The sequence below is a fragment of the Nonomuraea sp. B208 genome (assembly GCF_057536035.1).
On sequence record NZ_BAAJOU010000010.1, the window covers coordinates 306294 to 321541 of the forward strand.

The 15248-nt window shown below is 69.0% G+C and carries 11 protein-coding genes; 5 read left to right on the forward strand and 6 right to left on the reverse strand.

What is annotated here, in order from left to right:
- Positions 1-4: 4 nt before the first annotated feature.
- The 4 genes from AC27IY_RS07005 to AC27IY_RS07020 all read right to left on the reverse strand — a co-directional run bounded on the left by AC27IY_RS07005 (position 5) and on the right by AC27IY_RS07020 (position 5750).
- Positions 5-439, reverse strand: a complete 435-nt coding sequence (locus tag AC27IY_RS07005) for a hypothetical protein (RefSeq protein ID WP_487177449.1) — start codon at positions 437-439, stop codon at positions 5-7.
- A complete protein-coding gene (locus tag AC27IY_RS07010) occupies positions 388-3213 on the reverse strand; it encodes a glycosyl hydrolase family 95 catalytic domain-containing protein (RefSeq protein WP_487177450.1) in 2826 nt (941 codons plus the stop codon). Before AC27IY_RS07010 ends, AC27IY_RS07005 begins: the two co-directional genes overlap by 52 nt.
- Positions 3214-3301: 88 nt before the next feature.
- Positions 3302-4657, reverse strand: a complete 1356-nt coding sequence (locus AC27IY_RS07015) for a lectin (protein ID WP_487177451.1) — start codon at positions 4655-4657, stop codon at positions 3302-3304.
- A gap of 322 nt (positions 4658-4979) precedes the next feature.
- Positions 4980-5750: a FadR/GntR family transcriptional regulator gene (locus AC27IY_RS07020; protein WP_364453259.1), complete on the reverse strand. Its 771-nt coding sequence runs from the start codon at positions 5748-5750 to the stop codon at positions 4980-4982.
- A 248-nt stretch (positions 5751-5998) separates the two neighbouring features.
- On the opposite strand from AC27IY_RS07020, the gene AC27IY_RS07025 reads away from it, so the two are divergent.
- Genes AC27IY_RS07025 through AC27IY_RS07040 form a run of 4 tightly spaced genes read left to right on the forward strand, consistent with a single transcriptional unit; the run spans position 5999 to position 10134 of the window.
- Positions 5999-7156, forward strand: a complete 1158-nt coding sequence (locus AC27IY_RS07025; RefSeq protein WP_487177452.1) for an ABC transporter substrate-binding protein — start codon at positions 5999-6001, stop codon at positions 7154-7156.
- A 2-nt stretch (positions 7157-7158) separates the two neighbouring features.
- On the forward strand, positions 7159-8121 hold the full coding sequence (locus tag AC27IY_RS07030) for a carbohydrate ABC transporter permease (protein ID WP_344206787.1): 963 nt from the start codon (positions 7159-7161) through the stop codon (positions 8119-8121).
- Entirely contained in the window at positions 8121-8948 is an 828-nt protein-coding gene (locus tag AC27IY_RS07035) for a carbohydrate ABC transporter permease (protein ID WP_364453251.1), read from the forward strand. The genes AC27IY_RS07030 and AC27IY_RS07035 overlap by 1 nt, the downstream gene beginning before the upstream one ends.
- 1 nt (position 8949) lies before the next feature.
- Positions 8950-10134 (forward strand): mandelate racemase/muconate lactonizing enzyme family protein, encoded by a 1185-nt coding sequence (locus AC27IY_RS07040; protein ID WP_487177453.1) that lies wholly within the window; start codon positions 8950-8952, stop codon positions 10132-10134.
- Here the strand turns inward: AC27IY_RS07040 and AC27IY_RS07045 are convergent.
- Together AC27IY_RS07045 and AC27IY_RS07050 are read right to left on the reverse strand one after the other, a co-directional pair.
- A complete protein-coding gene (locus AC27IY_RS07045) occupies positions 10125-11615 on the reverse strand; it encodes an arabinofuranosidase catalytic domain-containing protein (protein WP_487177454.1) in 1491 nt (496 codons plus the stop codon). The two genes, AC27IY_RS07040 and AC27IY_RS07045, sit on opposite strands and share 10 nt — an antisense overlap.
- 155 nt (positions 11616-11770) lie before the next feature.
- Positions 11771-12511 carry a FadR/GntR family transcriptional regulator gene (locus AC27IY_RS07050; RefSeq protein ID WP_344206792.1) on the reverse strand — a complete coding sequence of 247 codons (741 nt, stop codon included), beginning with the start codon at positions 12509-12511 and terminating at the stop codon, positions 11771-11773.
- A gap of 354 nt (positions 12512-12865) precedes the next feature.
- Between AC27IY_RS07050 and AC27IY_RS07055 the strand changes: the two genes are divergently transcribed.
- Positions 12866-15229 carry an RICIN domain-containing protein gene (locus tag AC27IY_RS07055; protein WP_487177455.1) on the forward strand — a complete coding sequence of 788 codons (2364 nt, stop codon included), beginning with the start codon at positions 12866-12868 and terminating at the stop codon, positions 15227-15229.
- The last annotated feature ends 19 nt before the right edge of the window (positions 15230-15248 follow it).

Here is a 15248-nt window from a genome sequence, read left to right on the forward strand (position 1 = left end):
TCGCCTAGTCGGCGGAGCGCAGGAGCATCGCCTCCAGCTCAGGGCCGGCGTCGGCCGCGCAGACGTACGTGAATCGTCCGGTCGCCGGCTCGACGAAGTACAGGCTCGCACGCTTGCCGCATTTTGCGCACCAGGCGTCAGGCCCGCCGCCGAGTTCGGCGAGGCCGACCTTGATCTCTGGGATAACGAAAGCCATGCGGGCAGCGTAGATCGGCATGGTCAGGACTTCCGGGGTGACAGCGCGTCTTGCGGAATCCATGCCCGTAGATTGTCCGACATGGGAGGTGACGATCCGCCCGACGCCCGGCCGCGGGCAGGGCATCGGCGGATCGCGCACCGCGCCCACGCCGTCCTCTCTTCGTTCTGGTCCCGCGAGCGTCGCCGGGTTCACACGCCCGTGATGGTCCATTGGTTGTTGGTGCTGTTGTTCGGTGTCCACATGGCCACGGTGGAGCCGGACGTGGCGTTGCCCATGCCGTCGAGGGCCGTGCCGGTGCCGCGGTTGATGATCTGGTAGCGGTCGTTGCCCGTGCTGTTGAGGCGCCACTGCTGGTTGTTGCCGCCGTCCCACGCGGCCTGCCTGGCGTTGGCTCCGTTGGCGGTGTTGCCCCAGCTGTCGGCGACCATGCCGTTGGTACGGTTGACGATGCGGTACCACCCGCCGCCCAGGGCCACGAGCTGCCACTGCAGGTTGGTGCTGCCGTCCCAGTTCCACTGTTTGAGGTTCGCCCCCGAGGCGACGTTGCCGCCGCTGTCCAGCGCCAGGCCGGTGGTCGCGTTCGTGATCCGCACGTACGTCGCCGGCGGGGGGCCGGCGGATCCGGTCATGCGGTACGTACGACCGGCCTGGCCGCTCAGTCTGACGACGTCGTTCTCGGGTTTGGTGACGCTGACGGCTTCGCCGGTCGTGGCGTCGGCCACCTGGTAGGTCCCGGTGAAGATCCGGCCGCGCACGTTGACCGTGCCGTCGCGGTCGAACCTGACGAGGATCTCGGTGGGCCCGCCCGAGCTCCACGTCGCGTCCACGGTGTAGCCGCCGCGTCCGCGAAGACCCTGCACCTTCCCGCTCGGCCAGGCCGCCGGGAGCGCCGGCAGCACGTGCAGCTCGCCGTTGTGGCTCTGCAGCAGCATCTCGGCGATGCCGGACGTCGCGCCGAAGTTGCCGTCGATTTGGAACGGCGGGTGCAGGTCGAACATGTTGGGCGCGAGCCGGGCCGTCGTCACGAGGGCGCGGATCAGGTCGTGCGCCCGCGTGCCCTCCTCCATCCGCGCCCAGTAGTTGATCTTCCACGCCAGCGACCAGCCCGTGCCGTCGTCGCCGCGCAGTTCGAGGGTCCGCCGCGCGGCCGTGTACAGCGCGGGTGTGCCGCGCTTGGTGATCTGGTTGCTGGGGTGCAGGCCGTAGAGGTGGGAGATGTGCCGGTGGTTCTGCTCGGTCTCGACCCAGTCGTACAGCCACTCCTGGATGTTGCCGCGTGAGCCCACCCGCATCGGCGGGAGGCGATCGCGGGCGGCCAGGACCTGCGTACGGAAGCCGGCGTCGGTGCCCAGGAGTTCGCTCGCCTTGGCGCAGCCGTTGAACAGGTCCCGCAGGATCTGGTTGTCCATCGTGGGTCCGGCGCAGATGCTGACGCCTGCGTGGTGGGTCAGCTCGGGGGAGTTCGACGGGTTCGTGACGAGGTATTTGAGGGTCGGTTCCTCCACGAGGGTCTCCAGGAAGAACTGCGCGGCCCCCTTCATGGCCGGGTAGTACTGCCGGAGGAAGTCGAGGTCGCCGGTGAAGAGATAGTGGTCCCAGATCATGGTGGCCAGCCACGCGCCGCCGGTCTGCCACATGCCCCAGGTCGCGCCGTCGACGACCGAGCTGCCCCGCCAGCCGTCGGTGTTGTGGTGGGTCACCCAGCCACCGGCGTTGTACTGCACCCGGGCCGTGCGGGCGCCGCTGACCGTGAGGTCGTTGACCATCCTGAACACCGGCTCGTAGCACTCCGACAGGTTGGTCGTGTCGGCCGGCCAGTAGTTCATGGGCAGGTTGGCGTTGAGGGTGTACTTCGAGTCCCAGGACGGGGTCAGCGAGTCGTTCCAGATGCCCTGCAGGTTGGCGGGCTGGGTGCCGGGCCGCGAGGAAGAGATCAGCAGGTAGCGGCCGTACTGGAACAGCAACGCCGAGAACTGCGGGTCGTTGCCGCCGGCGTGCTGCGCGATCCGCACGTCGGTCGGCTGATCGGCCGCCGCGGTACGGCCGAGGTCGAGCGTCGTGCGCCCGAACAGCCGCTGGTAGTCGGCGACGTGCCGGCCGCGCAGGTCGTCGTAGGTCCGGGTGACGGCGGCGTCGAGATGGCGCCGGGCGATGCCCTGATAGTCGCCGCCGACATCCTTGTAATTCACGTAGCCGGAGCCGATGGAGATCAGCACCGTCACGCTGTTGGCGGACCTCACCTGCAGGGTGCCGCCCGAGCTGCTGACACTGCCGCCTTCGGCGACGGCCCGGGCCAGCGCCAGGAACCTGACCTTGCCGGCCAGGCCCCTCTGGTCGCCGGAGACGCCGTCGAGCGCCACCGTCGTGCCGTCCGGGCTGGACCGCGTCGTCCGCTGCGGGCTGCCGAACGTCGCGGAGAACGTGATCGAGCCGGGCTTGTCGGCGGTCAGGCGGAGTGCGATGACCTGATCCGGCGCGCTCGCCAGCACCTCGCGCCGGTACCGTACGCCGTTCTGCAGGTACGTCACCGTCGTGGTGGCCGTGCTCAGGTCCAGGACCCGGTTGTACTCCGAGACCCCGGAGGCGCTGCCGAAGGTCAGTCGCAGATCGCCCACGGGCTGGTAGGCCAGCTGAGCCGAAGGGTTGCCCAGCATGTTCTGGTCGACGAGGGTCTGGGCCTGGCTCCACTGGTTCTGGAAGACCAGCTGCCGGATCTGCCCCAGCGCCGCCGCGCCCCTCGTGTTGCTCTGGTCGTACGGCCCGCCGGCCCAGATGGTGTCCTCGTTGAGCTGCAGCCGCTCGGTGTCGACGTTGCCGAACACCATGGCGCCGAGGCGGCCGTTCCCGATCGGAAGCGCGCGCAGCCACTCCGTTCCGGCGCTCTCGTCGTACCACAGGGCCAGATCGTTCGCGGCCCGCACCTCCGCGGGCGCCACCGACGCGGCCCGGGCCACGGCCGTCCACTGCAGGGGCAACAGCGCGGCACCGGCTCCCGCCGCGCCGAATCTCAGCACTTGTCTTCGCGATACATCGGCCATTTCGGTTCTCCAAGCCCGTGGGGGTGGACGTGCCTGCGTGCTCGTGGTCAGCGGTCCCGGCCTCTCAGGCGCGGGCCCACTTCTGGTTGGTGCCGCCGTGGCAGGTCCAGATCTGCACCTTGGTGCCGTTGGCGGTGCCGGACGCGGACACGTCCAGGCACTTGTTGGCGCCGACCGCGGTGATGGTGCCGTCGGTGTTGAGGCGCCATTTCTGGTTGTTCTGGCCGTTGCAGTCCCAGATGATCACGCTGGTGCCGTCGGCGGTGCTGGCGCCGTTCACGTCGAGGCACTTGCCGCCGTAGACCCGCAGCTCACCCGAGCTGGTGGAGGTCCACTGCTGGTTGGACTGGCCGTTGCAGTCCCAGATCTGCGTCTGCGCGCCGTTTGCCTGCGAGGCTCCGTTGACGTCCAGGCACCGGCCCGACGCCGCACCCTTGAGCGCGCCTGACGTCGGCGGAGTGACCGTGACGGTCGGTGTCGGGTTCGGGTCGCTGCCTCCGAACTGCGTGAAGAAGTTCCACACCACCGGCCGGGTCCAGGAGTTCTCGCCGGGCTCGAAGTCGCCGGGCTTCCCGTCCACGGGACCGGGGGTGTGGCCGGCGTCGAACGCCGCCCATGCGACCGGATATCCCGCCCGGCATCCCGAGTAGGAGGTGACGACATGCGTCAGGCTGCCCTGCGCCGGCTCCGGCGGGTTCTGCGGGGTGCAGCCGTTGTTCCTGACGAACCTGTCACGCAGCGACCGGCCCGCGGAGATGTTGAGCACCGGATCCCTGAGACCGTGCAGCCCGATGTACGCGATGGGCTCGTTGCCGCCGCTGCACCCGCTGAGCTGGCCGCCGGAGTAGACCGCCACGGCGCGGAAGACCGTCGCCCTGGCGCACGCGAGCGCGTAGCTCATGCCGCCGCCGTAGCTGAAGCCCATGGCGAAGCGCTGGGAGGTGTCCACGCAGAGGTCCGCCTCGATGCGCCGGATCATGTCGTCGACGAAGGTGACGTCCTCGCCGCCCGAGTTGGCCCAGCCGTTGTTGAAGCCCTGAGGCGCGACGAAGATGGCGGTGTTGTTCGACAATGCCCTGAGCCCGTAATAGGACCAGGGGTATCCGCTGGTTCCGCCGCCGTCGACGTCGTTGGCGGTGCCGCCATTCCAGTGGAATCCGAAAATAAGCCTGTAGGGCGTGTTGTTATTGTAGTTGTCCGGAATTCTCAGGATGAAGTTACGGTTTTTCCCGCTGGTCGTTATCGACTGCGAACCGCTTCTCAGCGTCGGGGTCCTGCCGCATCCCGCGGTGCCCGCGAGGGCGCTCTGCTGCGCGGAGTGCTGGGACGCGCTGTCGCCCAGGGCCGCGTGCACCGTGGCCAGGACGACGAGCAGGACGGCGGACGCGACAGCGGTGAAGAGGTGCCTGAGCCTCGACATGGCGCGAATTCCTTTGCCGTTCTCGGGGGGTGAAAAACGCAAAAGGGGAAGCCGTTTCCACCGCCTTTGTTAGCGCTAACTCAACGCCGCCGTAAGGGGCTCTCCTTCCTTTCCTGTGGCTGGAGGCGATGGTGCAGCGGAGCAAATATGACCGTGACAAGACCTGTCAAGACTCGGCCTTCTCGACGTCGAGAGCCCGCGCGTGAGGCGACCCCGTCCCTCCGGCGCCTGACCAGGAGAAGCGGCCGCGGCCACCGCTGAGGCGTCGCGGTGAAACTTTCACCGCCCTCGACCGCGTCGGTTCCGAGGGCGCGGACGGGTGCTAACGCCGCAGCCGTACGGGGTCGGCCGGGCCGCTGCGGCGCACGATCCAGGCCTCGGTGATGTGGTTGAACATCGCCTCGGCGGCGCCCGCGGGATCGTGGGCGGCGATGCGTTCGTAGATGCGGCGGTGGCCGAGGTTCGACGCCACGCAGAGCGCCCGCTCGGTGCGGCCCAGGTAGCGGGCGGTGCTGACGACCTGGCTTTCCAGCGCGCGTACGACGCCACGGGCGATGCGGTTCCCCGACGCCTGCATGATCGTGTCGTGGAAGGCGCGGTCGCTGTCGGCGTACGTCATCGGGTCGTCCACGAGCTCGTCCATCCGATCCACCAGCGCCCGCAGCTGCTCCACGGTGTCCGGCCCGGCCACGCGGGCGGCGACGTTGGCCATGTCGGACTCCAGCACGCGCCGGGTGACGACGAGGTCGTCGAGAATCGCCAGGCTGTCTTCCGCGGCGATGGTCGCGGCGAGCACGAGCTCGTCGAGCATGTCCCACATCGCCGGCGGGGTCACCATGGTGCCGGCGCCCTGGCGGACCTGCACCAGCCCCTTCTCCTGGAGGATCTTCACGGCTTCCCGCACGACCGTGCGGCTCACGGAGAAGGCTTCGCAGAGCGCGGGTTCGGGGGGCAGCGAGGTCCCCGGCGGGTGCACCCCGCGGACGATGCGCTCCACCAGCTCGGCGGTCACCGCTCTGGCGAGGCTGGCAGGTCGTCGTACCCAGGCCGGTGACGCCGGGACGCCGCCAGGCGCTTCCTGCGATGCCGTCATTGATCCCTCCGGTGGCCTGGCATGTGGCGACGCCACCGCGCCAGTATACGTCAGTCCCTATTGACGTTATACGTCATACGAATTATGTTTGCGCCTGGTCCAGCGGTCCTCTCGGGAAGCGGGCAGCGATGAAGCAGCGAGCATTGTGGTCGGCCTTATTGGTCATGGCGGTGGTCTCAGCCGGTTGCGGGAGCGCGGCCCGGACCCCGTCACCCTCCGGGGACTCGACGCAGAAGCAGCAGAAGCTCTTGGTCTGGGACTGGAAGTCCGGTGAACCGGCCGCGGCCGGCTACATCGAGAAGGCCAAGGCCGACTTCGCCAAGCGGCATCCAGGGGTCACCGTCGAGTTCGTCGCCCAGCCGTTCGACCAGTACTACACCCTGCTCGGCACGGCGATCCAGGCCGGCAAGGGGCCCGACGTCATGCTGTTCAACGGGGGAGGACAGATCCGCGACCGGGTCGACGCGCTCCTTCCGCTGGACTCGTACGTGGCGGAGGACAAGAGCCGGCTGGCGGGCTGGGACGCCTTCAGCAAGGACGGCAAGATCTACGCCGCGCCGGTGACCCTGCAGGGGCACCCGATCTACTACAACAAGACCCTCTACGAGAAGGCCGGCCTCGACCCGGCTAACCCGCCCAAGACCTGGGACGCGTTCGTCAACGGCTGCGCCGCCGTCAAGAAGGCGACCGGGGCCACCTGCTTCGCGCTCGGCAACAAGGAAGGCGCCGGGATCCAGTTCTTCCTGTCGGGCCTCGGGTCCGGCGTCCTGACGCCTCAGGAGTACGACGACTGGATCGCCGGGAAGCGCGACTGGACCTCTCCGAACGTGCGGCGGATCTTCGAGCTGTGGAAGGAGGCCGGCGACAAGGGGCTGAACAACGAAGGCGCCAACTCCACCGCGATGTTCACCGACATCTTCAGGGTCTTCGAGACCGGCAAGGCCGCGCACATCATCGGGCTGATGTCGGACGTCGGGCACTGGAAGGATTTCGGCGAGTTCCTGCCCCCCGACAAGATCGGCGTCATGCCGGCCCCCGTCGTCACCAGCGGAGCCACCCCGAGCCTTCCGTACGACGGCGGCATCGGCTACGCGGTCGCCAAGTGGACGAAGGACCCCGCGCTGGCCGCCGATCTGGTGCGCTCCCTGACCTCGACCGACGCCCTGACGGCGTTCTATTCGAAGGCCGGCGCGATCGCGTCCGACACGACGATCGACTTCGCGCAGGCCGGCCCGGCCGTCGCCGCGATCGCCTCCGAGATCAAGACCGGCAGGCCCGCACTGCACGTGGCGCTGTCCTCCAAGACCCTGGATCTGATGGGACGACTGTCCCAGCAGCTCCTGAGCGGTTCGACCACCGTGGACAAGGTCGTGGAGCAGCTGGCCGCCTCCGACCGGGCGGGTTGAGCGTGCCGATCGGAAGCCCGTCGCCGTTGGTCCGCCCGGCCGGCTCCGGGCGGGCCGGCGCAGCGGCCGTCACGCACCAGGGACGCCGCCGGGACGCCCGTCGGTGGCGCGCGGAGCGCCTCGCCCCCTACGTCCTGGTGGCCCCGGCCGTACTGATCATCGTGGTGCTGCGGCTGTGGCCGCTGGTCCTCGGGGTCAACTTCTCCTTCACCGGCGACGGCGAGCTCAACGGAACGCCTGTCGGCCTGAGCAACTACCTGGAGCTGGCCGCCGACCCGTTGTTCCGCACCTCGCTGCGCAACGTCGGGCTGCTGGTGCTGCTGCTTCCCGTGGCGGTGGCGATCCCGGGTCTGCTCGCGACCTTCATCTATCTGCGCGTGCCGGGTCACCGGGTCTACCGCAGCGTCTACTTCTTCCCGGCCGTGCTCTCGCCGGTGATCGTCGGGGCGATCTTCAACCTCATGCTCGGGTACGACGGCCCGCTGAACGCCTTGCTCGGGACGGTCGGCGTCGGCCCCGTCGACTGGCTCGGCGATCCGGGCCTCGCCATGTTCACGGTCGTCGGCGTGCACATATGGGCGACGTTCGGGATGGCCCTGGTGGTGTTCCTCGCCGGATTCAGCACCCTGGACGCCTCGCTGCTGGACGCCGCCCGCGTGGACGGCGCGTCGCTCCGCCAGACGATCTGGCACGTGATCATCCCGAGCCTGACCCGCACCATTCAGTTCGTCTTCGTGACCACGATGATCGGGATGCTGACGTCCATGTTCGGCCTGCTCTTCGTCATGACCAGCGGAGGTCCGGAGGGATCGACCTACCTGCCGGAGTTCTACATCTGGCACCAGCAGGGACAGATGAACCAGCCGGCGCTCGCCTCGGCCGCCTCGACGGTTCTCTTCGTCGTCATGCTCGTGGTGGGGCTCCTGCAGATCACGCTGCTCCGCCGCGCGGGGAGGCAGGACTGATGGCCGGCAGGCGTCTGGCCAGGTGGGTGGCCGCCGTCCCCATGGCCCTCCTCGCGCTGGCGACGATCTATCCACTCGTGTTCACCGCCAACGTCGCGATGAAGACCCGCCGCGACTACGTCCTCGACCGGTTCTCCCCGGCGAGCTCCCTGAGCTGGGACAACCTCGCCGCGGCGTGGGCCGGCGCCGGAATGGCGCGCTACTTCGTCAACTCGTTCATCGTCGTGGCGTTCGCCGTGGCCCTGCTGCTGCTGTTGGGGTCGATGGCGGGTTTCGCGCTGAGCCAGCTGCGGTTCCGCGGCTCTTCGGTGATCTTCCTGGGCTGTCTCGCGGGACTGTTCGTCCCGTTCCAGGTGATCATGGTGCCGCTGACCAGGATCATGGCCGACGGCGGGCTCATCGACACCTACCCGGGACTGATCCTGGCCTACGTCGCGCAGTTCCTGCCCTTCACCGTCTTCCTGATGACCAGCCACTACAGGACCATCCCCGCGGAGATCGTCGACGCGGCCAGGATCGACGGGAACACGGTGTACGGGGTGTACCGGCGGATCATGCTTCCGCTGGGCGTCCCCGCCCTGCTGTCGGTCGGCATTCTCGACGCCTTGTTCTGCTGGAACGACGTGCTGATCTCCCTGCTCATGATGCCGTCGCCCGAGCATCGCACTCTCATGATCGGGGTCAACGCGCTGCGCGGACAGTATTCCGACGACGTCCCCGCCTTCGCCTCGGGAGTCCTGATCGCCGCCGTACCCGTACTGATGATCTATCTGTTCCTCCAGCGCCAGATCGCCGACGGCGTCACGGCCGGTTCCACGAAGGGCTGACATGCGGATCACGGGGTATCGGACCACGACGACGGTCCAGGAATGGGGCCGTCCCGTCGGCGACGCCAACGGTGTCTTCGCCGACGGCGTCGTCCCGGTGCCGCTCGTCATGGTGGACACCGACGAGGGGATCACCGGCATCGGCCTCGGGCCGCACGTGGAGATCGACGCCGTCTTCGCCGCGATCGAGGGCGAGGACCCGCGCGGCGTGACGGCGCTCTACGACCGCATGCTGCGGCAGACCTTCAAGGCCGGCCACGCCGGCGCGGTGTTCGGCACGATCGGCGCGCTCGACACCGCCCTGTGGGACATCAAGGCCCAGGCGGCCGGCGAGCCGCTCTGGCGGCTGCTGGGCGGACGCGACCGGCGGGTGCCCGCCTACGCCTCGGGCATCGACATCGGCCTGACCGACGACGAGCTCGTCTCGGTCTACCAGGTCTACGCCCAGCACGGTCTGCGCGCGGCCAAGCTCAAGGGCGGCCTCGACATCGAACGCGACCGGCACCGCCTGACCCTGGTACGGGACGTCCTGACCGAGGCCGGGCACGGATCGCGGCCGGGCCTGATGCTCGACGTGAACGAGGCATGGACCCGCAAGCAGGCGGTCCGGCACGTCTGCGAGCTCGAACGCACCCTCGATCTCACGTGGATCGAAGAGCCGGTCCGGCGGTGGGACGCCGAGGGTCTGGCCGTGGTCGGTCGCGGGATCCGCGCCTCCGTCGCCACGGGGGAGAACCTCACCGGACTGGAGCAGTTCCGCCCGCTGCTGGCCGCGGGGGCCGTCGACGTCGTCCAGACGGCCGTGGTCTGGGGGGTGACCCACTTCCTCCGGGTGTCCGCGCTGGCGCACGCCCATGACCTGCCGGTCAGCCCGATCGGGAACATGCCGGTCGCGCTGCTGCACGCCGCGACGTCGGTGCCGAACCACCTGGCCAGCGAGTTGCAGGACCTGAGCCCTCCGCTCGGGCTGTCGCTCGACCTGCACGTCGAGGACGGCGCGTTCATCCTCGGGGACGCGCCGGGCCTCGGCATCACGATCGACGAGTACGCGATCAACGCCTCCGCCCGCCGGCCGGACGCGAGGGCCGAGCAGGGCCCCCACATCCGGCCGGAGCACGCCGGGCGACGGCTGCTGGCGGTCGCGGACGGCGTCGATCAGACCTGGCGTCAGGCGCCTCAGCGGTAGCCGGCGGCGACGATGTCGGCCTGGACGGCGTTCTCGGTGGCGTCGGTGGGATAGCCGGCCACCATGGCTCCTTCGTAGAAGGTTCCGGCGCTGAGGTTGGCGCCGCCGTCGGGCTTGCAGCAGTCGCCGCCGCTGCCCAGGATGATGGCCCCTTGCTTCTTCATCGGGCTGTATCCGTTGGGGAGCGGCCCGTCGTACAGGGTGTAGAGGCTGCCGGACTGCGCGTTGCTGCCCTTGATGGCGAACCGGCTGGTGCCGTTGTTCTTCAGCGTGGCGGTGACGAACTTGTGCGGGAAGGCCCGCTGGTTGGGGTTCCAGGACTGGCTGCCGCCGGGGTAGAGCCCCCATTCGAGGTCGGCCTGGACCCAGGGGCCGCTTCCCTGGCAGCCGCCGAACCAGCACTGGACGCTGAAGTTGATGGCGTCCATGGCGCCGGCGGCGTCGGCCTTCCTGGTCGTCTCGCTGTTGCCGTAGTCGAAGCAGCAGCCGCCGTTGACGTGGGTGCCGCTGGTGACCATGTACATGCCCTCGGGCGCGCTGCCGGTGGGCACGCCGGTCAGGTGGCCGTCCCGCCAGTAGCTGTTGCCGGGGTTGATGTAGAGCGAGTACGCCTTGCCGCCGCCGACGGTGAGCGACTCGCTGGTCGCGATCGCGGGCCTGCTCTGCGGGGAGCCGGGGACCACGCTGGAGCCCTGGTACCACAGGTCGTTGCCCCGCCCGGACTGGTCGTACACGACGGTCACGACGCACGTGGTGCCGGCGCAGAACGAGTCCTGGGCCGCGGCGTCGGCGACGCCGCCCGCGGTCAGCACGCCGATGTTCCTGGTCGTGCTGTCGGAGGAGCGCCTGACCTGGTAGAGGTTGCCGTTGTACGAGCCGTAGAGCGCCCGGGTCGTGCTGTGCGCGGCCACGCACGGCGTGCCGCCGGAGGCGTAGATGTCGCACGGGCGCCCGCCGGGCGGCGGCGGGGTGGGCCCGGCTCCGGTGGTCCACTTCTGGTTGGCGCCGCCGTGGCAGGCCCAGATCTGCACCTTGGTGCCGTTGGCGGTGCCGTTCCCGGACACGTCCAGGCACTTGTTGGCGCCGACCGCGGTGATGGTGCCGTCGGTGTTGAGGCGCCATTTCTGGTTGTTCTGGCCGTTGCAGTCCCAGATGATCACGCTGGTGCCGTCGGCGGTGCCGGCGCCGTTCACGTCGAGGCACTTGCCGCCGTAGACCCGCAGCTCAGTCGCGGCGGTCGACGTCCACTGCTGGTTGGACTGCCCGTTGCAGTCCCAGATCTGCACCTGCGCGCCGTTCGTCTGTGAGGCTCCGTTGACGTCCAGGCACCGGCCCGACCCCGCGCCCACCAGCGGCGTGGTCGCCGCCGAGGCCGGCGCCGACCAGGTCAGGGTCGTGGCCAGGAGGGTCGCCAGCGCCGCCACCACAGCCGCGAGGACGGCCGCCCGGGAGCCCGATAAGGGAACGGTTGAAGGCCGCATGTCGTACTCCTTGGAGACAGGGCGAGACGGAGACAGCCGCGGTGTCCGGCGAAGCACATATGACGGGCGGACCGGCTGTCAAGACTCCCTCCTGTCCGGCGGCCTGCCGGAAGCACGCTCATCGGTGACGCTGGTGGCCGGGCTCCATGAAACGTTCATTCGTGGGACGAGAAGAGGCGCTGCTGGATCTCTCTGCGGTAGTCGTCGAGGGTGTTGTCGATGTGCGTGGCCGCGGCCTGGGCGGCCGCTTCCGGGTCGCCGGCGTGGATGGCCTGGTAGATGGCGTCGTGCTCCTCGACGGCCTTGGCGGCGTGCCCGCCCACCGAGCCGCTCAGCCCGATGAGGTTGGACTGCGCCTGCAGTCTGCGGGCCTCCCGCACCGCCACCTGGAGGAACATGTTGTGCGAGGCCGTGGCGATGGCGTTGTGGAAGCTGTTGTCGCCCTTGTTGAACAGGTCTTCCTGCCCGGTCTCGAAGCCGTGGCGGCACACACCGGCCGCCTCCTCGATGGCCCTCAGCTCCGCGGGGGTGGCGCGGCGGGCGGCCAGCCTGCTGGTCTCCATCTCCTGCGCCCGGCGGAACTCGAAGAGCATGTAGACGTGGTCGAGGTCGGTCGGGAGGAAGAAGGAGGCCCAGCGCCCGGTGCCGAACATCCCCTCGCCGTCGGCCACGTACAGGCCGCGGCCCTTCTGGGCGCGTACCCGGCCGAGCGCGGAGAGGATCTTCACCGCCTCGCGCACCACCGTGCGGCTGGTGCCCAGTTGCCGGGCCAGCTCGTTCTCGGTCGGCATGCGGTCGCCCGGACGCAGGCCGAGCCGGACGATCAGTTCGAGTACCTGCTCGGCCGCCACCTCGTAACCCGGCCGGTATGCGCTCTCGTGGGGGGTGTCGGTCACTGTGCTTCCTCCTCGCCGTACCTACAAAGTATGGCTGATGAGGTCGCCCTCCCAGGCTCGGAGGCGGGACCGATGAGTAGGACTCATCTGAACGGTTCATACGAGGGCGATCGGCGCCGGCGTACGCGATGCGGGAATTCTCGCTGGTGGATAGCCCAAATCGGCTAACCACGGCCGACTGCTCAGTGTGCAAAGGGTGAAATAAGCGGGCTTAAGGTCTTGACGGGTCTCAAGACTCACAACGTAATGGGAGGCGAAGGCCCTCGGAAGGGCGTCACCTGCCTGAGCAGGGCGTGACCCGGCCACACCCGCACCCCCCGAAGGAACCACACTGTGCAGTCATCTTCGCCCGTCATGGCGCTGAGACCGTTCCTGATCGGCATCGTCGCGGCGCTGGCCGCGGCGTTCACCCTCGTCGCCCCCGCCACCCCGGCCCTCGCGGCCACCACGACCCTCTACGCGTCACCCACCGGCACCGGCACCGCCTGCACGTCCGCCCAGCCGTGCTCGGTCTCCGCGGCGCAGACGGCGGTACGTTCGCTGAACGGCGCCATGTCCGGGGACATCGTCGTCGAACTGGCCGACGGGGTGTACCGGCTCTCCGCGCCGCTCCGGCTGACCGCCGCCGATTCGGGGAACAACGGCTACACCGTCACCTGGCGGGCCGCGGCGGGCGCCCACCCCGTCATCAGCGGAGCCAGGGCGGTCACCGGATGGACCGTGGCCGACTCGGGGAAGAACATCTGGCGTGCCAATGTCGGCACCGGGATCGACACCCGGCAGCTGTACGTCAACGGCGCCCTCGCCACGCGGGCGCGCACGACCGTGAACCGGTCCGACTTCACCGCCACCACCACCGGGCTGAGGTTCGGCAACAGCGCCCTGAGCTACCTGAACAACCTCGCCGACCAGAACCGGGTCGAGATGGAGAGCGTGGGCTCGTTCACGGACCGCTACGTGACGGTGCAGAGCATCAGCGGGAACTTCATCACGATGCAGCAGCCCGGCTGGAACAACAACACCTTCGGGTACGACACCTTCACCCAGCCGCATCGGGCGGGCCCGCTGTACCTGGAGAACGCCTACGAGTTCCTGGACGCGCCGGGGGAGTGGTACGTCAACCCCCGCACCGGCGTCCTTTACTACATCCCGGCCGCCGGGCAGAACATGAGCAACGTCAACGTCGAGCTGCCGCTTCTCCAGTCCCTGGTGAACGTCGGAGGCACCTACGACGCGCCCGCGCACCACATCACCTTCAGCGGGATCACGTTCACCGGCACGACCTGGCTCGGACCCAGCAGCAACCAGGGCTACGCGGACCAGCAGACCGGCGCCTACATCGCGGGCACCTGGAACTGGCCCGCCGACAGGCTGACCTCCTGCCAGGAGGGCTGCCAGCAGTTCGAGGCCGCCCGGCCGCACTGGCAGCAGATGCCGGCGGCCGTGCAGGTGTCCGCGGCCAACAACGTCACCTTCACCGACTCCCGGTTCGTCAACCTCGGCCAGACCGCCGTGGGCATCGGCAACGACGCCAACGCGCACGCCAGCGGCGTCGGCCTGGGCGCCGCCGACATCACGGTCACCCGATCCGAGATCGCCCAGAGCTCGGCCGGCGGCGTCGTGGTCGGCGGCGTGCGCGCCGACGCGCACCACCCCAGCGACCAGCGGATGGTCAACCGGAACATCACCGTCAGCAACAACCGCATCCACGACCTCGGCCTGGACTACCGGGGCATCGTCTCGGTCCTGACCACCTACGTCACCAACACCGACGTGTCGCACAACGAGGTCTACAATCTGCCCTACACCGGCATGTCGATCGGGTACGGCTGGGGCGCCAACGAGCCGGGCGGCAGCAACCAGTACGCCAACCGCGGCCTGTACAACTACCAGCCGCGCTACACCACCCCCACCACCGCGTCCGGCAACAAGCTCGTCGGCAACTACGTGCATGACGTCATGCAGCAGATGACCGACGGCGGCTGCATCTACACGCTGTCGTGGAACCCGAACGCGGTGATCAGCGGCAACCACTGCCTGCGGACCAACGGCTGGTTCGGGATCTACTTCGACGAGGGCTCCAAGTACTACACCGTCACCGGCAATGTGCTCTCGAACACCGGGACCTGGGCCACCGCCAACTACTGGGGCGGCGAGAACATGGGGAACTTCACCGTCACCGGCAACTGGTCGACCAACGGCAGCACCAACGTGACCAACGGCGACCGCGGCAACGTGGTGAACAACAACGTCACCGTCGCCAACGGCGCCTGGCCCGCGGGAGCCCAGGCCGTGATGGCGTCCGCCGGCCCCGGGGGCCAGCCGTCGGGGAACACGGGGGCGCTCAAGGGCGCGGGGTCGGGCCGGTGCCTGGACGTCAACGGAGCCTCGCAGGCCAACGGCGCGCAGGTGCTGATCTGGGACTGCAACGGGCAGTCCAACCAGCAGTGGACGTCGACCGCCGCGACTGAGCTGCGGGTCTACGGCAACAAGTGCCTGGACGTGAACGGCGCCGGGACGGCCGACGGCACCAGCGTGATCATCTGGGACTGCAACGGCCAGAACAACCAGAAATGGCGCCTCAACGCCGACGGCACCATCACCGCGGTCGGCGCGAACAAGTGCCTGGACGTGTCCGGGAACGGCACCGCCAACGGCACCAGGGTGCAGATCTGGACCTGCACCGGCGGCACCAACCAGAAGTGGGCCCGTGCCTAGATCCGACAGTGGAGGAACA

What these genes read in the sequence shown, in the direction of transcription:
- AC27IY_RS07040 (WP_487177453.1), top strand. Translation starts at nt 8,950, where the DNA reads ATGCGGATCACGGGGTATCGGACCACGACGACGGTCCAGGAATGGGGC.
- AC27IY_RS07015 (WP_487177451.1), bottom strand. Translation starts at nt 4,657, where the DNA reads ATGTCGAGGCTCAGGCACCTCTTCACCGCTGTCGCGTCCGCCGTCCTG.
- AC27IY_RS07055 (WP_487177455.1), top strand. Translation starts at nt 12,866, where the DNA reads ATGGCGCTGAGACCGTTCCTGATCGGCATCGTCGCGGCGCTGGCCGCG.
- AC27IY_RS07020 (WP_364453259.1), bottom strand. Translation starts at nt 5,750, where the DNA reads ATGACGGCATCGCAGGAAGCGCCTGGCGGCGTCCCGGCGTCACCGGCC.
- AC27IY_RS07045 (WP_487177454.1), bottom strand. Translation starts at nt 11,615, where the DNA reads ATGCGGCCTTCAACCGTTCCCTTATCGGGCTCCCGGGCGGCCGTCCTC.
- AC27IY_RS07035 (WP_364453251.1), top strand. Translation starts at nt 8,121, where the DNA reads ATGGCCGGCAGGCGTCTGGCCAGGTGGGTGGCCGCCGTCCCCATGGCC.